Origin of the sequence: Polynucleobacter sp. AP-Ainpum-60-G11, assembly GCF_018688375.1 — a bacterium.
In the GTDB taxonomy this organism is placed as follows: Bacteria; Pseudomonadota; Gammaproteobacteria; order Burkholderiales; family Burkholderiaceae; genus Polynucleobacter.
The window spans coordinates 475,727-492,594 of the sequence record NZ_CP061318.1 but is presented as its reverse complement, the minus strand read 5'-3'; the positions used below and the strand labels follow the sequence as shown (position 1 = coordinate 492,594).

General features: G+C 44.4%; 23 protein-coding genes. 6 read left to right on the top strand and 17 right to left on the bottom strand.

The features are described 5' to 3' along the window. Positions 1-42 precede the first annotated feature (42 nt). Entirely contained in the window at positions 43-423 is a 381-nt protein-coding gene (locus FD971_RS02610; protein ID WP_215334570.1) for a hypothetical protein, read from the top strand. A gap of 31 nt (positions 424-454) precedes the next feature. On the opposite strand, the gene FD971_RS02605 is transcribed toward FD971_RS02610, so the two are convergent. From FD971_RS02605 to fabI, 3 genes are read right to left on the bottom strand one after another with little or no spacing between them, the layout of a single operon-like run. Further along, on the bottom strand, positions 455-1,648 hold the full coding sequence (locus FD971_RS02605) for an acetate/propionate family kinase (RefSeq protein ID WP_215334569.1): 1,194 nt from the start codon (positions 1,646-1,648) through the stop codon (positions 455-457). Positions 1,649-1,676: 28 nt separating this feature from the next. Further along, a complete protein-coding gene (locus tag FD971_RS02600; RefSeq protein WP_215334568.1) occupies positions 1,677-3,086 on the bottom strand; it encodes a bifunctional enoyl-CoA hydratase/phosphate acetyltransferase in 1,410 nt (469 codons plus the stop codon). A gap of 10 nt (positions 3,087-3,096) precedes the next feature. Further along, positions 3,097-3,855 (bottom strand): enoyl-ACP reductase FabI, encoded by a 759-nt coding sequence (fabI, locus tag FD971_RS02595; RefSeq protein ID WP_215335121.1) that lies wholly within the window; start codon positions 3,853-3,855, stop codon positions 3,097-3,099. A gap of 239 nt (positions 3,856-4,094) precedes the next feature. Here fabI and FD971_RS02590 point away from each other — a divergent pair, with 239 nt between their 5' ends. Then, on the top strand, positions 4,095-4,403 hold the full coding sequence (locus FD971_RS02590; protein WP_215334567.1) for a hypothetical protein: 309 nt from the start codon (positions 4,095-4,097) through the stop codon (positions 4,401-4,403). On the opposite strand, the gene FD971_RS02585 is transcribed toward FD971_RS02590, so the two are convergent. Together FD971_RS02585 and FD971_RS02580 are read right to left on the bottom strand one after the other, a co-directional pair. Beyond that, complete coding sequence (locus tag FD971_RS02585; RefSeq protein WP_215334566.1) at positions 4,396-5,574, bottom strand: ion transporter; 1,179 nt, start codon at positions 5,572-5,574, stop codon at positions 4,396-4,398. The two genes, FD971_RS02590 and FD971_RS02585, sit on opposite strands and share 8 nt — an antisense overlap. A 59-nt stretch (positions 5,575-5,633) precedes the next feature. Next, the gene (locus tag FD971_RS02580; protein WP_215334565.1) at positions 5,634-6,203 is read right to left on the bottom strand and encodes a hypothetical protein; all 570 of its coding nucleotides are present in this window, start codon (positions 6,201-6,203) and stop codon (positions 5,634-5,636) included. Positions 6,204-6,380: 177 nt separating this feature from the next. On the opposite strand from FD971_RS02580, the gene FD971_RS02575 reads away from it, so the two are divergent. After that, positions 6,381-6,668 carry a hypothetical protein gene (locus FD971_RS02575; protein ID WP_215334564.1) on the top strand — a complete coding sequence of 96 codons (288 nt, stop codon included), beginning with the start codon at positions 6,381-6,383 and terminating at the stop codon, positions 6,666-6,668. A 62-nt stretch (positions 6,669-6,730) separates the two neighbouring features. On the opposite strand, the gene FD971_RS02570 is transcribed toward FD971_RS02575, so the two are convergent. From FD971_RS02570 to FD971_RS02540, 7 genes are all read right to left on the bottom strand, one after another. Next, on the bottom strand, positions 6,731-7,279 hold the full coding sequence (locus FD971_RS02570; protein WP_215334563.1) for a hypothetical protein: 549 nt from the start codon (positions 7,277-7,279) through the stop codon (positions 6,731-6,733). Further along, complete coding sequence (locus FD971_RS02565) at positions 7,276-8,472, bottom strand: hypothetical protein (RefSeq protein ID WP_215334562.1); 1,197 nt, start codon at positions 8,470-8,472, stop codon at positions 7,276-7,278. Before FD971_RS02565 ends, FD971_RS02570 begins: the two co-directional genes overlap by 4 nt. Positions 8,473-8,552: 80 nt before the next feature. Further along, positions 8,553-8,921 carry a hypothetical protein gene (locus tag FD971_RS02560; RefSeq protein ID WP_215334561.1) on the bottom strand — a complete coding sequence of 123 codons (369 nt, stop codon included), beginning with the start codon at positions 8,919-8,921 and terminating at the stop codon, positions 8,553-8,555. A gap of 38 nt (positions 8,922-8,959) precedes the next feature. Next, positions 8,960-9,871 carry a ParA family protein gene (locus FD971_RS02555; protein ID WP_215334560.1) on the bottom strand — a complete coding sequence of 304 codons (912 nt, stop codon included), beginning with the start codon at positions 9,869-9,871 and terminating at the stop codon, positions 8,960-8,962. Positions 9,872-9,890: 19 nt separating this feature from the next. Beyond that, positions 9,891-10,307 carry a polymer-forming cytoskeletal protein gene (locus FD971_RS02550; RefSeq protein WP_215334559.1) on the bottom strand — a complete coding sequence of 139 codons (417 nt, stop codon included), beginning with the start codon at positions 10,305-10,307 and terminating at the stop codon, positions 9,891-9,893. Positions 10,308-10,316: 9 nt separating this feature from the next. Continuing rightward, positions 10,317-10,787 (bottom strand): polymer-forming cytoskeletal protein, encoded by a 471-nt coding sequence (locus FD971_RS02545; protein ID WP_215334558.1) that lies wholly within the window; start codon positions 10,785-10,787, stop codon positions 10,317-10,319. A gap of 20 nt (positions 10,788-10,807) precedes the next feature. Continuing rightward, a complete protein-coding gene (locus FD971_RS02540) occupies positions 10,808-11,146 on the bottom strand; it encodes a polymer-forming cytoskeletal protein (protein WP_215334557.1) in 339 nt (112 codons plus the stop codon). A 129-nt stretch (positions 11,147-11,275) separates the two neighbouring features. On the opposite strand from FD971_RS02540, the gene FD971_RS02535 reads away from it, so the two are divergent. After that, positions 11,276-11,716, top strand: coding sequence for a surface-adhesin E family protein (locus tag FD971_RS02535; RefSeq protein ID WP_215334556.1), 441 nt, complete (start codon positions 11,276-11,278; stop codon positions 11,714-11,716). A gap of 21 nt (positions 11,717-11,737) precedes the next feature. Here FD971_RS02535 and FD971_RS02530 read toward each other — a convergent pair whose 3' ends face one another. After that, positions 11,738-12,106: a hypothetical protein gene (locus tag FD971_RS02530; RefSeq protein ID WP_215334555.1), complete on the bottom strand. Its 369-nt coding sequence runs from the start codon at positions 12,104-12,106 to the stop codon at positions 11,738-11,740. 107 nt (positions 12,107-12,213) lie between these two features. On the opposite strand from FD971_RS02530, the gene FD971_RS02525 reads away from it, so the two are divergent. After that, positions 12,214-13,149: a M23 family metallopeptidase gene (locus tag FD971_RS02525; protein ID WP_215334554.1), complete on the top strand. Its 936-nt coding sequence runs from the start codon at positions 12,214-12,216 to the stop codon at positions 13,147-13,149. Between the two features lie 101 nt (positions 13,150-13,250). Next, a complete protein-coding gene (locus FD971_RS02520) occupies positions 13,251-13,811 on the top strand; it encodes a hypothetical protein (RefSeq protein WP_215334553.1) in 561 nt (186 codons plus the stop codon). Here FD971_RS02520 and FD971_RS02515 read toward each other — a convergent pair. From FD971_RS02515 to FD971_RS02500, 4 genes are all read right to left on the bottom strand, one after another. Continuing rightward, the gene (locus tag FD971_RS02515) at positions 13,808-14,941 is read right to left on the bottom strand and encodes a flagellar biosynthesis protein FlhB (protein WP_215334552.1); all 1,134 of its coding nucleotides are present in this window, start codon (positions 14,939-14,941) and stop codon (positions 13,808-13,810) included. The two genes, FD971_RS02520 and FD971_RS02515, sit on opposite strands and share 4 nt — an antisense overlap. Before the next feature lie 66 nt (positions 14,942-15,007). Then, the gene (locus tag FD971_RS02510; protein ID WP_215334551.1) at positions 15,008-15,601 is read right to left on the bottom strand and encodes a tetratricopeptide repeat protein; all 594 of its coding nucleotides are present in this window, start codon (positions 15,599-15,601) and stop codon (positions 15,008-15,010) included. Between the two features lie 26 nt (positions 15,602-15,627). After that, on the bottom strand, positions 15,628-16,035 hold the full coding sequence (locus tag FD971_RS02505; protein WP_215334550.1) for a hypothetical protein: 408 nt from the start codon (positions 16,033-16,035) through the stop codon (positions 15,628-15,630). 27 nt (positions 16,036-16,062) lie between these two features. After that, positions 16,063-16,866: a hypothetical protein gene (locus tag FD971_RS02500; protein WP_215334549.1), complete on the bottom strand. Its 804-nt coding sequence runs from the start codon at positions 16,864-16,866 to the stop codon at positions 16,063-16,065. Positions 16,867-16,868: the final 2 nt, after the last annotated feature.

Below are 16,868 nucleotides of genomic sequence, written 5' to 3'. Positions count from 1 at the left end.
TAAAATGAGATTACTCTAAGTAGATAGGTATCGGATAAAACTATGACCCCAATTGAAAAAGAACGCTATATAGAATGTATTCAAAGGGCCAAAATTCTTAGTAATGCTAGCGAACTTTACCTGAAAGCCGCCCAAGTCATCGAAGCTGGTGCTTCTGAAGATGAGCGCTATCGTCACATTAAATCCGCTAAAGACCTCATTGAAGATGCTTTCCCTGAAGTATTTGAAGTGCGCCATCCTGCACCAAAGTACGTTATCAAGGAAGAGCGTGACTATAAAGTTCTCAAGATGCTTGGATTGGCTGCCCTGATCCTCGGAGTTTGCTACTCCTTTGTTGTCTTTGGACCCACCGGTGATCTCAGTAAAACTTGGACCGCAGACGATGTTGCAAAATCGACCGCATATCCAAAACAACGAAACTAAAGTTCCACACCAAGGGGCGCCCAATTACCTGTTAATGCGAGCCTGCTTCAAGCAGCTTTTGGGCGTCTCGGGCTGCCACCATGCCCTCATCAGTAGGCACAACCCAAACCTCAACTGAGCTATCGTCCGCACTAATTCTGACAATCTGATCTTTGCTTGCATTCTGATTGCGCTCTTGATCCAGTCTGATGCCTAACCAAGATAGTTTTTCAATCATGTCCTGGCGCAGCTGTGCATCATGCTCTCCTATGCCACCGCTAAAACCGATGACGTCTAGGCCTTCGAGACAAGCAATCAATGCACCAGCTTCACGCACTACTCGGTAGGTAAATAATTCAATTGCGGTTTTCGCTGATGGCTCTGGACTAGCTCTGAGCTTACGCATATCAGCAGAGATGCCAGACACACCAAGTAAACCACTTTTCTTGTACAGCAACCGCTCTAACTGATCATGAGAATAGCCTTTCTCAAGGAGGTACAGAATCACACCGGCATCTAATGCGCCAGCCCTAGTCCCCATCATCAAACCATCCAGGGCAGAAAATCCCATAGTAGTTGCTATGCTTTTACCAGCCTTGACTGCGCACAAGCTTGCTCCATTGCCGAGGTGAGCCATGAGCACCCTCCCTTTTGCACGACTAGAGCAATCCAACAAGGATCCCATAATGTATTGATATGAAAGCCCATGGAATCCATACCGCTTAACACCTAGATCAGTAATTTCTTTTGGCAGTGCAAAGGCAGATGCCGTCTCAGAAATTGTCTGATGAAATGCAGTATCAAAACACAGCACTTGTGGAATATCCGGGAACGCCTTTGCAAATGCCCGGACACCTTCAAGATTGTGAGGTTGATGTAAGGGTGCAAGGGAGTTCAACTGTGATAAATCGTTGAGGATTGCATCGGTAGCGATAACACTATCAGCATATAACAAGCCGCCATGCACGATACGATGCGCAATAGCATTAATCTTTGGAATCTTAGGCAAAGAAATAATGAGCTCTTTTAATTGCTCCAACGCGGATGAAAATGGATCTGCTAGCGAAGTTACTAATGGCATTGTTTCAGATGCACCACCATAGCCATAATGCAGAATTGGCAAACCATTAGGTTCTAAACCCTCAAAGTTACCCACCAAGATCGAAGGCTTTACGACACCCTCTTCAACCGGGTAAACAGCAAACTTTAAGGTCGATGAGCCTGCATTTACGGAAAGAATTGCCATTTCAGCGCCTTGTATTACTCAGAAGTAATTAGTCTTTTTGGCGATGAGCATGAGCCACCAATAAACCCAGCAAAGCAGATGCCACCCTAGTTCTTGGGCTATCAGCTCGGCTTGTTAATGCCACTGGAATTTGGGCACCCAAGACCAAACCTGCTCCACTGGCCCCAGCAAAATACTCAAGCTGTTTTGCCAGCATATTCCCAGACTCTAAATCAGGCACATTCAAAATATCGGCATCGCCTGCTACAGGAGAATCGATTCCTTTAATTTGCGCTGCATGCAATGAGATTGCATTATCAAATGCTAATGGGCCATCCAAGACGCCGCCCTTAATTTGCCCGCGTTGAGCCATCTTACAAAGTGCTGCTGCCTCAATCGTAGAAGGAATATCGGGATTCACGGTTTCCACCGCAGACAAGATTGCCACTTTAGGATTTGGCACACCCATAATGACGCTAAAGTCAATTGCATTTTGAATGATGTCGACCTTTTCCATTAGCGTCGGGTGAATATTAAGCGCAGCATCAGTCACCAATAATGGTTTGCTGTACATGGGAATGTCAAAACGAAACACGTGCGACATTCTTCTGCCCGTTCTGAGTTGAGGACGAGCCAATATGGCATGTAGTAGCTCATCTGTATGCAAGCTACCCTTCATCATCATTTCAACCTTATGATCCACCGCTAACTCGGCCGCTTTATCTGCAGCCGCATGACTATGGGGAACGTCGATGAGCTCGTACGGAGCTATATCAATAGATGAAGCAAGCGCAATCGCTTGAATTTTCTTGGCTGGGCCAATCAAAATGGGTTTGATAAGTCCCGCTACTGCGGAATCAACAGCACCCATCAAGGACTCCGCGTCGCATGGGTGAACTACTGCACAAAATACTGGCTCAAGATGATGGGCCCTTTCTAATAAAGCATGAAACCGAGCCTCAGGATCAAACACCTGAATATGAGGCGCACTTAATCTAGGGCGGGATATCTTTTGTGTTGGAGCAATAATGCGAGCCGTGCCATGCAAGACTTTTTCACCGTTTTGGTTGTGCACCACGCAGTCAAGCTCAACACGTTTTTTCTCATCATCTTTAGAACTCACTGTAGCGACTACAACCAAGGTATCGCCAATGCGAACAGGTCGTGAAAAATGCAAATCCTGCTGCAAGTAAATGGTTCCGGGACCGGGAAACTTAGTACCAAGTAAAGCAGAAATTAATGCCCCGCCCCACATACCGTGTGCAATAACACCATGAAACATCGTGTCATTGGCGTATTCAGGATCGAGATGCGCTGGATTTGTATCGCCCGAGACGGCGGCAAATGCCTGGATATCCTCAAGCGTTAAAGTACGTAATAAGCGCGCACTTTGACCAATGCTGAGTTCGTCATACGTAATGTTCTCAATCAGCACATTCTCTTCTGTATCGGCATTCATTGCATTTCCTTTAAGCGACAGCATGACAACCACCATCCACATAGATGGTTTGACCAGTCATTCCGGATGCTCCATCTGAGCATAAAAATGTGGATAAGCTAGCAATTTCTTCCAGGCGAACCGGTCTTCCTAGTGGAGATTTTTTAGCTGCAGTGCGCAAGAGCTCATCAAAGTGATCGATGCCCGAAGCTGCGCGCGTCAATATAGGGCCAGGAGAAACTGCATGAACTCGAATTTTTTTATCACCCAATTCAACAGCCATGTATCGAACTAAAGATTCTAGTGCCGCCTTTACTGGACCCATGAGGCCGTAATGGGGAACTGCTTCATCAGCACCCAAATAACTCATCGTTAATAGAGTCCCGCCTGAAGGCATATGGGGAGCACATAACTTTGCAAGCGTGGCAAAGGAGTGGCAGGAAACTTCCATGGCTCTAGAAAATCCAATACTAGAACTATCAATCACACGCCCATGAAGATCCTCTAAAGGCGCCCATGCAATAGAGTGAATGACAAAATCTAAATGACCTAACTTGTTGACAGCGCTATTAACTAGAACCTCTAATGCACCCGGATCCTCAACATTACAAACTTCTAACTGAATGTTCTCAGCATTGGTGACAGGCTCAACATATCCCTTTGCCTTTTCATTTTGGCAGGTAACAATCACTTCAGCACCCATCTGCTTGGCCATGAGTGCACAACCCCAAGCGATGCTCTGATCGTTTGCCACCCCAAGAATGAGGCCTTTTTTTCCACTTAAACTCAACATGTGATTCATTCTTCTATCTATACCTAACCATAATATGAAGCTAAGGCCTATCTAGAGGCCTTCTATGAGCATTCTCGCATTTCAGCTACCTTGGATTATAAGTGGCAAATAAGTCGTCAATATGTCCAAATCCGGGGTTCATTTAAGCGCTCTAGATATAATGAAAACCTAGATTCTTTTCAATATAACTATCAGGAAAATCCTAGTTAATAGTTTCAATTAACTACTTCAATTACATGAGTCAAATGGATAAGCCCTATCTGGATAATGAGTTTGAAACTGTAGTCCATCAACTCAATCAAGAAATCGATCGACTCGCATTTGCTCTCAAGCTTGATCTTTCCAATCATGCATTCCTGCACCAATTTCTGATTCAAGAGATTGATCAAGAGCACGATCATTTTCATAAGCGCGAAACGCTGAAGGGCCTAATCACCCTCAGAGGAAAAATCAGCATTGAGCTGACGGCATCCGGTCAACCTGATTTACCCAGCCCAGTTGACGAAGCCATCTATCAATTTTTACGAGTCAATCAATCTAATTAGATTTTTTTATCAAAATCCAAATCTGACGCTCTAACTCAGTTGAGCGATTAGGATCATTCAGCATCAACTCAATATCTTGAAACTGTTTGCTCAGTGAAAATATCTTCAGGTGACTCACCTGCTGCCGATATTTTTCCAACACAATCTCTGGATCCATATCATCAGGGAGAGCGCCAGTTGCATTAATCAACTCACTTTTTACCTTATCGGTAATTCGATCTACGTCTTCTAAAGATAAATGCAATCTTTCTGCTTCAGCCTCTAATGCAAGGCGATCACCTGGGGACAATTTGCCCTTAGCGATGGCGTCTCTAAATTCATTTTCAAATGCTTCGCGATCAATCCGGAGTTGATCCGTAAATGCTGAAGCCATTAAACCGGCTGGAATAGCAAAGATTCCGATCCCAATGAGGCTAATGACGACAGTCATTGCTTTGCCCATGGGGGTAATGGGCGTTAAGTCTCCATACCCTACGCTTGCCAGAGTAATTACAGCCCAATACATCGCATCGGGGATGGTGTCGAACTTGTCAGGTTGAGCAGCATGCTCAAACTCAAAACCTAAGCTGGCCGTCAAGATGACTAGCAAAATCATCATGAAGGCTGCCGCAAACAATACGCGGCGCTCCCGATAAATCGCTTTGTACATCGTATTGAGCGTACCGGTGTAGCGCGTTAGCTTCAGGAGTCGTGAAAGCCTAAACACCCGCAGGAAGCGTAAATCAAAGGCCTCATGGAATATCAGACCAATGAAGAAAGGCAGTACCGCCACCAAATCAATCAAGGCACCAATCGTAAACATGTACTTCAATCTACCCACGACAGGGCGTTGATACTTCTCTAGCTCACAACAAGAATAGACTCGGCCAATGTACTCTAGAGAAAAAATGATGACAGTGACAATCTCAATTGAATAGAATTCCCAACGAAATGGCGCATGTATCCAGGGGACGGTTTCTAAAATAATGGAAACTACCGACAGCAAGACAGATAACACAATCACATGATCAATGATGTGATGTAGCTCACCGGAGGTAGGTGTTGGATTGAGAAGTGAATATACTTTTTGGCGAAAAGTCCTACCCTTATTTCTCAAAATAAAGGTATGAATGGCATGGAAAAGGTATGCCGGGAGATTGAGCTTCTTTACAGTACTTTTATTGATAACCATGGTTTTACTTAAATTCAATTACAGATTTTTCAAAAGATTGATGCTTTTGCAAAAATCAATTAGGTCTCCAACGCTTCAATAGCAGCCTGCGCCTCAGCAAATTTCATCTCTAAAGCAAGGCGTTTGAAAGCTGGCTGATTCGAGTAAGTCTTGGACAAAAAATAGATTAACTCTCGGTCGGTTTTTCCATACCGATGCTCTTTAAGCAATTCTCTTAGAGCCCAAATTAAATGCAGCGAATTGCGCTCGCTATCTCTGAGCGCACTATCACCCTCATCTGCCGGCTCAGCCAAGGCATCTAAAGTCAGACCTTGTGCAAAGGATAGGAGTCCAGCAGGAATAGGCCACTTCTGAACATGATGCGCCCAATACAGAAAGCGCTTGAAATCAACCCGGGTATTTTGAGCTGAAAAATTCTGAATCCAAGCATGCTCAGTCAAGAGATCGAGTTTTACTTTAAATTCGGGATAGGCATCACCAAAATTAGCTCGCTCGAAGTGAAGCTCTCCAGCCGCATCCCTCACAGGAAATTTTATTTTCTTAGGATTGATTCCCTGAATCAGGGCAGCAGCTTGCCATGTATAAACATAGGGTCTAGAGACCCAATAATCCCAATCAATATCAACCATAGATACCTTACAAAAGTGAGCATAACCCTAAGAGGGTTTGCCAAGAATTATCCTTAGTTTATATAAGATTCTGTTACATTTAGTAAATATAAACTAGCCAATTTCATCCACATGAAAATCATCCGAATTTTGCCCTGCCTACTCATGCTAATAGCGTCCCAGAGCGCCCACTCCAGCATGACTGTTTCGAGCTTTGAGGCCAAATCTAAAACTCAGACAGTGGACTCTTATGTTCTGGGGCTTGCCAGCGGTCTTAATGCTGCAAATAGCGCATTAGTAGCGAATAAAAGTACGCCTTTGTTCTGCCTGCCACCTTTTTTAAAGCTCAGCACAGCGAACTACAAAGAAATCATCGCTCTGGGCATCAAAGATACAACTACCAATAAGCCAGAGAGGCAATCTCTGGAAATCGAACCAATACTATTAAAAAAGCTGATTGAGCTGTATCCCTGTGGATATAACTAAGCTCTGAACCGCTGATAGTGTTGCTGCGCCAAGCTCAAGGATGCAAATACAAGTCTAATTAATCAAACTTGAATCGCTTCCCAGGCCCCATTTAACTTAGCGTGGAATGGCTCATGGTATTGATAAAACTCAATGTCACCGAACCGGTTATTGTCCTCAAGTATTTGATTAGATAATTCAGCAATACTAGATGGTTGCCAGCTGAAGTCTGGCTGCTCTACCCAGGCTCGAATACCCGGCTCTCGCTTGATGAAATGATCCATGGAGCCAACCATTTTGGTGATGTCCTCACCATAGGTGACTATCGCCCTTAAATAGTTTGTAGAGTCAGCAAGCGCAAGCTGAATAACAATGTACGGCAAGGCAAATGCCAAAGCCTTATGCTTTCTGACATTACGAAAATACACTTGTTTGGTGATATCCCATTGCTTATCAGTGCTATCAAGGGAATAGTCAAAAATCCAATTTTTACTGTAAAAGAAAATGCACTGACGACCTACAATTTCTTTAGTAATCGTCTTGATGTGAGTTTGCTCTCTCAGTAATCGCAACTGCTCGAAAGGCTGCAGCTTAACTACAGGAACAGCATTGAGGTCAGACGATGAACTCATTCTTGCTTTCTAAACGGCTCAAGCACTAATTCAGCGTTATCGCCCAAGTCTCTATTAATGCGGTAAATCGTATTTTGATCGTAGATGAAAAAATACTTCCGCAAAAAAGGATCGGCCAAAACAATTTTCTTAAAATTACCCTCACTCAGAGCTTTTACCATCTCCAAGGTTTTTTGCTGATCACCCTTTACAGCTGTGTTAGCTGCTGGCTCCTGAATGCGAGCCAATAGTTCTGCCTTCGAAGTCGAGCCCTCGTAGAAAGCAGGACAGCACTGAATTACCCCCTTGGGTCGGACACCAGCCCAAGTGAAGTCATCATTGCCATATTTAAAGCTTGAGGCAGTAATCGCCAACTTTTGCTTATTACCTAGCGCATTCCATGTGCCGATCCACAATTCGTTAATCGGGGTAACAGTAGATTTTGGAGCTATCTCAGCAGCTTGCTCGGCTGGGGGGCTAGGATTTGTTGGGATGCTATTGGTCACTACTTGATCGGTATTGGATGAAGGGGTGGATTCAACAATCACCACGACCTCCTCTTTCACGCTATGAGTATTTGCGTAATACAAGCCACCCAAAACAACTGTAAATAATGGCAAACCGAGAAGAAAAATTAAGCGATGGTGCTTCTCAAGTGGAGGCGTCACTATCTGAGAAGAGAAAGAACTAATTCGGCTTATGTCGTTAATGCTGGTATTAATCGAATCCGTAGAGCTGATGCTGGGCTGCGAATCCACTGGCGCATGAATGGCGACTGAGGGTTGATTTCGAACAGAGCGTTCATTAACGCACTCTAGCTCGTGAGCAAAAAGAAGTGCTTCCGCCACACTCGGAAACAATCTTTGACCGCAGGTTAGTTGATCTAAAACTGCATTTTTCTCAATCCCATATTTATTTACTAAATACAGTTTGTAGGCATCATGGCTAATATCTTTAGGGCCAGAATACATCGACTGGATGAGCGCTTTTTGCGGACTATATAAAACACCAAACACAATGAATAAGAGCCCAATAAACCATTTCAATTGGACTAGGAGCTGTAATTGATCTTGCAAAAATTGGCTTGGGCTAGATCCACTGGAAAAAGTATTTCCAGATACGATAGAAGCAGCAATTAAAAGTACGCCGCAGATGAGTGCGCTTAGCTTCAGAATGATTTCAAGTGATCGGGATTTTTGTGAAGCTTCAAACATCTACGTTCCTTCTGTAACTCTGGAGAGCTTTCAACCTTCTCATGAAAATCAGAAGGCAAAACTTATTTTATCTATGCCCGTTAAGATGAGCGAGTTGGTGCAGCAGTTCTTACCCCATCATCAGTTGGCTTTTCAGCAGCTTCTGTTGCCTCTGCAGGAGAGTCTGATTCCCCCGTCGCCTCGGCTGCTTTTGCAGCTTCCTCAGCCTCAATCGATTTTGCTTCTTTCTCCAGGACTACCTTTACAAAGGTATCTGTTGAGCCAAAGTTGTCTACCCAACGAAAGCCCTCAAGAAATTGCTCTTTTGGCAAAAACCGGAGATTGGAATCGCTGAGGTTTTTATATTCAACGAAGCTGACCCCTAAAGCATTGGGAGGATAAAGCTGCTTGACGGCAACCTTCATACCATTTGCATCCTCAAAAATATCATTGCGCTTCGGATCGGTCATAGCGTTTTTTTACTTATATAAATAAAGGTTGCGGAGGCTTATTCGGATCGACGCAAAAAAGCCGGGATAAAGCGACTACCCTTCACCGCCTCAGGACTTGCATCAACAGGTGCCGCCTGGGGAGTATCAGTTGATGGTTTTGCTGCATATCCACCGTATATACCCAACTCATGCGCACGAGCTCGGTAGTCATCCAAGACGCTGACCTTCTTGACGATTTCTCGGTTTACCGATGTACCAGACAATGAGAGTGTTTTTTTAATGACGATACGCTCTTCAATCTTTTTAGCGATGAACTTACCAAAATCACAAAAGTTCTCCGCCACTTTTTGATCAGGGCAGACGCAAAGAAAATCCTCATAAACGTAGGCATCTAAGTCTGGCGTCTGTTGAACTGGTGGCGTGATATGGCAGTTCATTAAAAAATCTAAATTGGTAAATGAACCTGATGAGGCATAAGCAGGATCAACCTTGCTTGGGGTCACCAAAATAAATTGCTTATTAGCTGCCAAACGCGCCATACGTTTTTGCGCGTATTCCAAAATGAAAATTTCTGTACTAGCCATTTCAAACTTAGCGCTGGAGCTTGGTACGAGCACGATATCAAAATCCAACATGAACTCATCAGACAAGGTGGGGTGCCATGTCAGATCAGAAATACTCACCTGCACTCCTGAGGAGTATTTTCTGACTGCAGCTCGTGAGCTCAGCAAAGCTATTCCAGAGTTTTCGTAATTGATCTCAGCGCAGTGAACCCGAATGCCCACATCCGGCGCCTTCTTTGTCCAACGAGAAGAGGAGGCCTGCCTGTCAAAATCAATTAAGGAAACCTCGATACCCTGCTGCATCGCGAGAAAAGCAGCTAGATTAGCCGCAATCGTGCTTTTGCCTACGCCACCCTTTTGGTTGGTGACTAGTATCTTAATAGCCTCATGACTTTGCATATTCATTTTTTACGCTATTTAATATTTAAGGATTTTCTAAATCCATATTAGGCAGATTTTTAACATCTGCAATCTTGGATAGTTTGCCACTCAATCTAGCGCCATGCTCAATACCAATTTGGGCATACACAATGTCGCCATGTACATCAGCGCCGCTATGCAACTCAACGCGCTCAGAAGCGTGCACATTACCCTCTACGCGCCCCGCAACCAACACACGTACACCAAAAATATTGCCTTGCACTAAACCTGTTTTACCTAACGCTATACACACATCGGCGCCATGCTTTGTCTCAACATCACCAATGATGGTGCCATCAATCCGCAAACTTTTTGTTGCAACAATCTTGCCAAAAATTTCTAAATCGGGGCCGATGATGGATCCAAAAGTTTCCCTTGATGGATCCAGCAGTCGGATTGCATGACTTTGTTTAAAGGCCATGACACATCACTAGTTCTTGAGGAACTTTCCAGACACCTTGCCGCCGCGCTGTATATGGATGTATTTGTAACTAATCGTGCCATCAACATGCGCGAGTGGTCCAACGTTCAAATCTTCGCAGTTCACCTCACCCTTCAACTGCCCCTTAATCACCAGTTGATCAGAATTTAACTCGCCATCAACTTTACCGCTAGCGTCAATCAACACGGACTTTGCAGTAATTTTTCCACGCACAGTACCGGCAATATTCAGAACGCCATCTGAAGTAATCGTACCTTCAAAAGTAAAGCCTTCACTAATGATGGATGGCTTAGAAATGCCAGGGCGACTTGGCGCTTCGTTACGCGCAACTTCATAAGCTGATGTTGAAACCGCTACCGACTCTTCAACAGCAGCAGCTTCCGAATAACTTTCAACTTGCTCATCAGCAATTTTGTCTTCATTACTATCGGGTGTTGAATTTTTAGAAAAAATAGACATCGTGATTTAGCTCAAAAAGATTAGGAATGTGGATTTAGATTATGAAGGTCGCCATGTAAATGGCCACCTTTTTCAATTTCAATTTCGGAGTAATGAATTGATCCGGTTGCTTTTCCTGTAGAACGAATAATCAGGCTGCGTGTTGAGGAGACAAACTCATTTGCTTCACCACGAATATCAATGGTTTCTCCAGAGAGTTTTCCATGTACGACACCGGTTGCTTCAATGAGAATTTGTTTGGCAGTCAACTCACCTTCTACCACTCCAGAAATGGAAGCGATATCAGGAACCTCAAAGTTACCCTTGAGAACCACGCCCTCGCCAACGAATAAACAACCCTGTTGATTTACTTCAGCCATACTTAGCACTCCTTAGCGCGCATTATCATAAATAAAGATTCAGGCAATTCTATCAGTTGATTACTGGTTTTTGGGCTTTAAAATGCACTATTTGCTAATAAATTCATTATTTCCAACTCGAACACATCAATGCCAGAAATCCTCAGAAAATCATTATTTATTTGCTTAACGGTTTTTTTATTAAATCCACTTAATCAGTCTTGGGGAAAGTGGGTTTTTATATCGAATGACAATGTCGGCAATGCCTACTATTACGAAGACACCAAGACCGTTGTCAATACTGCCGCCAGCGAAGTTAGCACCTGGCAGCTCATCAGCTATAGCGAAGCTTTGACAGCCCCCAATGGCTCCCCCACCCAGTCTATTGTTCAAGATATGTCGTATTTCTGTAAAACTGGCTATGAGAGCTACAAACAGTTCTATATTGGCTATTACTCTGGTTCAGGCGGCTCGGGGGTCAGTGTCGAACAGCTGGATACCTCCGATTCCCCATGGGACAGGGTCATTCCGGACACCATGAGCTATGTGCTCTATCAGTTTTTCTGTAAGTCACTTAGCCCATCTAACTAAGCTTTAAGTAAAGCCGGGGATCTACTGCTTTACTTCTGATCCCTGCTCAGACTTGCCAGAATCACTGGTAGGGGGCTTACCAAAGTAACTCATTGGGAAGGTGGACTCAGAGCCGTATGGGCCTTTAATCCAGATTTGGTCGTTATAACGCACGTAACAACTGCGACTTACGGACCCCAGTGAATTCACCGAATAGGAAAAGTACCAATTAGGCTCTACCCGCCCATTTTCGGCAGTACATGGCTCCGAGGTAATGTACAAAACATCACCGTGCGCCGGCATTTGACCAATAATGGCAGCAACCCCCTGACCTGCAACGGTAGCAAGGGCGCAAAATATCAAAAACTTGAGCTTAAGAATCTGCTTCAGAGGGCGTTTTAAAGTGATCACAGGCCTGTATTTGCGGTTAAAATTCGGTGTCGTTGAAGAATTATAAGTCCAAAAATTAAACACACTGGACATTTAGTCCAAATAAATCAAATACTTATACAAGGTAAATGCAACTATTTTGGGTATCAGGCTCTACTGGGGCCATAAAGCAGATCAATATCACCAAGGAGCGCTTAGTTCGTTTGGCGATGATTGTTTGCGGCTCATTTTTGTTGCTTGGCATTCTGATTTTTTCAACCGGCATCCATATTGCTTTAGAAGTGAATCCTGATTTCGCCAGAGAGGTCAGTGGCGTTGTCACTGTTAAGGAGCGGATGGCTTTGGATCAGCGTTACACCAAGCAACTAAAAAGTATTCAGGATCAACTAGCTAAAGCGTCTATGCACTTTAATGAATTAAAGTCCATTAAAGACCGCTACCTAGCTATTTCAACTCCCTACACCGTTAAGAATAAATTTGTCGAGCCATCGAACTTAGGTGGTCCGCTAAAACCCTTGAGCTTTAAATTTGAGCCAACCAAGTCGCTAGCAGAAAACTTAGAGGAGTCCGTCAGCAAAGCTACTGAAATGGCGGAGATATTTACCAAACTTGAGCCTGAGTGGGAAAAGCAATACCAATGGCTGCGCACCCTACCGATTGGGCCTCCAATTGATGCAAGATTGGGTATGACCAGTAACTTCGGTGTTCGTGTCGACCCTTTCACCAAACAACTGGCACAGCATTCCGGAATTGATTTCGTAACGCCTTCTGGCACACCGATTGTTGCCGCTGGAGATGGCGTGGTACTTAAAGCTGGATTAGATCCTGCTTATGGGAAATTTATTGAGATAGCCCACGGTGAAGGCTTCATTTCGAAATATGCCCACAACAGCAAACTTCTCGTTCAAGCTGGCCAGAAAATTACCCGCGGACAGCTCATTGCTGAATCTGGATCCACAGGTCGCTCAACAGGCCCTCACCTGCACTATGAGATCCATCAGAACAAAAACTACCTAAATCCCGCAAAAGTTTTAGTGTACGCACCACCAAGTGCTTACTGGTAGTTCATTCAAATACACCAATGCTTGATGCCTAGCAATCAAGTCGGTTATAGTAATTCCAACGGTGTTTATTTAATCTTCGCTTCTTTTAGAAAGCTATAGCCATGCGCTTACCTTCAGTCAAATTATGGATTATTTGCGCGCTCACAGTTCTTGTATCTGCGTGCGGAAAAAATGAAGAGCAAGTGAAGACTGAGGTTTGGCTTCCTGATACCAAGGTCGTGAAACTTCCCATGGAAGAGTACGCAACCATCCCATTCAATACGACTCGAGAAGAGGCTAAAGATAAGTTTGGCTGTACTGCCTACGAACTATCCTTTAGTTGCAAAATTAAAATAGACGACAAAGAAGAGGCGATCTGGCTAATCTATAACGAAGCTGGCCGTCTAGTGCTGATGAAAAAAGAATTGGGCTACTTTAAGAAGGATGTAGCTGACACTATCATTGAGCGCTTCACAATCAAATACGGTCTTGACTACACTCCATCAGAAGGCCAGGAGAGCGCCTTTGCTGCCGGTATTCGTAAATCTAAAACGTATATTTTTGGTGGTGGGCAAGTGGCTTTTCAGATTGGGCGTAGCTTAAATAACCGCAATGAGTTGATGTTGATTTACTACTTCCCAGAAGATGTCGGAACTACGTTTGCCAAGAGTGTAATGAATTAAAGGAGCGCTTTTCCTGGTTTAAGCACTTCGGGTACAAAGCTGACTTCAGGCATCTCGCCCTCCACCCCTCCGGACTCCTTAACCTCATAGGCCCAAGCCAAGATTTTGGCAATTGCCTCAAATAAAGACATGGGTATTGCTTCACCAATTTCTAGCTGACTGTACAAGTAACGAGCTAGCGGTGGAATTTGTGCAATAGGCACATCATGCTCGCGTGCCACCTCCTGAATTCTCAAGGCAATTTGATCGGCGCCTTTTGCAATCACAATCGGTGCAGCCATTTTTTCAATGTCGTAGCGAAGTGCTACAGAGTAATGCTCTGGGTTAGCCAAGACAACGTCTGCGCGTTCGATGGCAGCCATCATGCGAGATGAAGCAATCTGTCTCTGCCGTTGACGTAAACGTTGCTTGATCTCGGGAGAACCTTCTGACTCCTTCATCTCCTGCTTCATTTCTTCTGGACTCATCCGGATTTGCTTGCGGAAGTTGAACCACTGCATCCAGCCATCCCCTATAGCAATCAGCAATAGCGGGACCATGAGCAGCATGAATCCATTAAGAATGAAATAGGATGTATGCAATAGAGCAGAGTCAAAATCTTGACTAACAATCGAGCGAATGTAGACAAACAGTCCAACTAAGTAAGTAATACCAATACCCAAAACAAGCGCAGTCTTTAAGATATTTTTAATTAACTCGGTGAGAGCATTTAAAGAAACCATTCTGCCAAGGCCGGCGATAAAGTCGAGCCTACCCATATCAAATTTCGGAGCAAAATAAGCGCGGAAATTTACTAAGGAAAGTGGTGCCAATATGCCCACCAACCACACAGGCAAGAAAACCAATGACAGCAAACCGAGTACTACGAGCAAGGGGCCATTAAACCACTCTTGAATATGGTCGAGTAACTTAACGGGCTCGGCAAAAACAAAACTGGATTTAGTCATCAGCACGAGTTGCTGAAGCAAAAGCGGGCCGGCAGCCATTAAAAAAATAATGAAAACGGTCAGCAGTGCAAAGGTTGCAATATCCCTTGATTGCGGTAGTTGGCCTTGTTCTCGAGCGCGTAATATTCTCCGCTCACTCGGTTCTAACTCTCTTTCCTGGGAACTATCACCAGATTCAGCCACCACACACTCCGTCTAGGCACTCGTTGAAGTTTGAGGATAAACGATTTAGCCTCGCGCCCGAGAAGCTTATGGCAAGGTCTTTTTGATTTCCTGGATCATTTGATCTGCGCTGACCAGCTCTTCTGGCGAGAGTCTAGCTTTAATAGCCTTCATTTCTGCGGCTGCAGCAGGGTTTCCACCCTTATTGGATAGCGTCATCCAGACATAGGCTTTGACTAGATCAACGGGGACTTGCTTTCCTGATTCATAAAAATGGGCTAGGTTGTACTGACCAACAGGACTGCCGGCCTTGGCCGCTTTTTGGAACCACAGAAAGGCCATTTCCTGACCATTTTCCAAGCTGGCACTAGCCTGATAGCGAACCCCTAACTCCAGCATCGCTTGAATGTTGCCTTGCTCGGCTGCACGATTCATCCAGACCCACCCCTGCTCTATGTTTTTGGGTGTGCCGATACCCTGCAAATACATTTGGGATAAATCATATTGGGCTTGGTTATCCCCCGCTTGAGATAAACGCTCAAAAATCTGAAATGCTTTGGTGTACTCACCAGCTTCATAAGCAGAACGGGCCCGCTGGTAATCAGAGCAAGCCAGTAGAAAGACGCTCACTAAAAGCAACAATGGCAAACGAGTGATCGAATGCCATTGAATATTGCCCATCTCTAAGCCCTAGATCTTTCTGTCGCTTACTTCTTGGCAGGCGGCAGCTTATCTTTGGTAGGGGTCGCTTTTGGATCCTCAGCATCTTCTGGATCCTCATCGGGATTGCCGTCAGCAGCTTTATTGATGTTTAAGGCTGGTAACTGAGGCTCTACACGATAGCTCGCTCCCAAGTCTCCGCCAATCATGCGAGCATAAGAAGCGAAATAACGACGCGCTAAATCAGGATAGTAAGGGGAGCTAGCTAAATATCCCTTACTGCGAATACATGCTGCATTATTCATACTGCCTTCGCAGCTAGCGATTGCAGATAATCTGCCGACCTCAAACTGTTCACCCAGAATAAAAACGAAGATTAGTAAAGCCAATGGGAAAACAAACCATAAGAGCATTTTTTTAAGCAATCTCATGAGTAGTTCAATTTTTTCGTTCATGACCGTTGGTCTCCGTTAAATACCAATTTAATGTTCTTGTGATTTTTTAGATGGCGATTTTTGCACAACATCATTGGGCAATTTTCTCCAGCTTGCAATAGGCTCTTCATTATGCAACTTGGCATAGACTTGAACAATACGGGAGTCCGCAGGGTTTGCATTTTCCTTCATGGCGGTATACATTTTGGCGCCATCCACCTTATTGCCCTGATCTAAAAATCCAATTGCAGCAGAATAATAGTAATTAGTTGCCTTATCTTTACGTGGCGAACCCAAAATAGTTGAGCTATAAATATCACCCATATAACGACAAGCGAAGGGGTTCATTGCCTTAGCGGGAACGCTCAAGTATTTTTCCGCAATCAGAAACTGCTCTTTGGCATAACGTCGGTATACCGTTGCCGTCAAAATAAAGTCTGGATGGGTAATGATTTCTGCCTGGGCATCGTAATATCTTCCACGCTCATAGGCAATTAAACCTCGATAGTAATTCGCCTGAATATCACCCTCTGCAGCTAGAGCATCCAGCTTATTTAAAATATTTAAAGCCTCTTTGCTATGGCGAAGAACCTCATCCTCAGGCTCAATACACTTTGGATCACGCACACAAGCAATCGCCACTACCGTTTTATCGTGAGCGCGTTTGTAACGTCTGTATAGCTTTCTAGCTTCACTTGCAGGGCCTACAAAGGGCTCAGAGCCTGCATTTGCTTGAGCTGACTTTTGGGGTTTTGAAGGGGCATCAACAGCAGGGGTCTTGGCATCCGATGCGTATACACAATTGCCAATCGAGGCCACAAGGAGGAGGGCTAGGCCATAAGCTCTAAACAAGG

Excerpts from the sequence above, each read along its gene's own strand:
- FD971_RS02610 (WP_215334570.1), top strand. The coding sequence starts at position 43 with ATGACCCCAATTGAAAAAGAACGCTATATAGAATGTATTCAAAGGGCC.
- FD971_RS02605 (WP_215334569.1), bottom strand. The coding sequence starts at position 1,648 with ATGGCAATTCTTTCCGTAAATGCAGGCTCATCGACCTTAAAGTTTGCT.
- FD971_RS02600 (WP_215334568.1), bottom strand. The coding sequence starts at position 3,086 with ATGAATGCCGATACAGAAGAGAATGTGCTGATTGAGAACATTACGTAT.
- FD971_RS02590 (WP_215334567.1), top strand. The coding sequence starts at position 4,095 with ATGAGTCAAATGGATAAGCCCTATCTGGATAATGAGTTTGAAACTGTA.
- FD971_RS02585 (WP_215334566.1), bottom strand. The coding sequence starts at position 5,574 with ATGGTTATCAATAAAAGTACTGTAAAGAAGCTCAATCTCCCGGCATAC.
- FD971_RS02580 (WP_215334565.1), bottom strand. The coding sequence starts at position 6,203 with ATGGTTGATATTGATTGGGATTATTGGGTCTCTAGACCCTATGTTTAT.
- FD971_RS02575 (WP_215334564.1), top strand. The coding sequence starts at position 6,381 with ATGACTGTTTCGAGCTTTGAGGCCAAATCTAAAACTCAGACAGTGGAC.
- FD971_RS02570 (WP_215334563.1), bottom strand. The coding sequence starts at position 7,279 with ATGAGTTCATCGTCTGACCTCAATGCTGTTCCTGTAGTTAAGCTGCAG.
- FD971_RS02565 (WP_215334562.1), bottom strand. The coding sequence starts at position 8,472 with ATGTTTGAAGCTTCACAAAAATCCCGATCACTTGAAATCATTCTGAAG.
- FD971_RS02560 (WP_215334561.1), bottom strand. The coding sequence starts at position 8,921 with ATGACCGATCCGAAGCGCAATGATATTTTTGAGGATGCAAATGGTATG.
- FD971_RS02555 (WP_215334560.1), bottom strand. The coding sequence starts at position 9,871 with ATGAATATGCAAAGTCATGAGGCTATTAAGATACTAGTCACCAACCAA.
- FD971_RS02550 (WP_215334559.1), bottom strand. The coding sequence starts at position 10,307 with ATGGCCTTTAAACAAAGTCATGCAATCCGACTGCTGGATCCATCAAGG.
- FD971_RS02545 (WP_215334558.1), bottom strand. The coding sequence starts at position 10,787 with ATGTCTATTTTTTCTAAAAATTCAACACCCGATAGTAATGAAGACAAA.
- FD971_RS02540 (WP_215334557.1), bottom strand. The coding sequence starts at position 11,146 with ATGGCTGAAGTAAATCAACAGGGTTGTTTATTCGTTGGCGAGGGCGTG.
- FD971_RS02535 (WP_215334556.1), top strand. The coding sequence starts at position 11,276 with ATGCCAGAAATCCTCAGAAAATCATTATTTATTTGCTTAACGGTTTTT.
- FD971_RS02525 (WP_215334554.1), top strand. The coding sequence starts at position 12,214 with ATGCAACTATTTTGGGTATCAGGCTCTACTGGGGCCATAAAGCAGATC.
- FD971_RS02520 (WP_215334553.1), top strand. The coding sequence starts at position 13,251 with ATGCGCTTACCTTCAGTCAAATTATGGATTATTTGCGCGCTCACAGTT.
- FD971_RS02510 (WP_215334551.1), bottom strand. The coding sequence starts at position 15,601 with ATGGGCAATATTCAATGGCATTCGATCACTCGTTTGCCATTGTTGCTT.
- FD971_RS02505 (WP_215334550.1), bottom strand. The coding sequence starts at position 16,035 with ATGAACGAAAAAATTGAACTACTCATGAGATTGCTTAAAAAAATGCTC.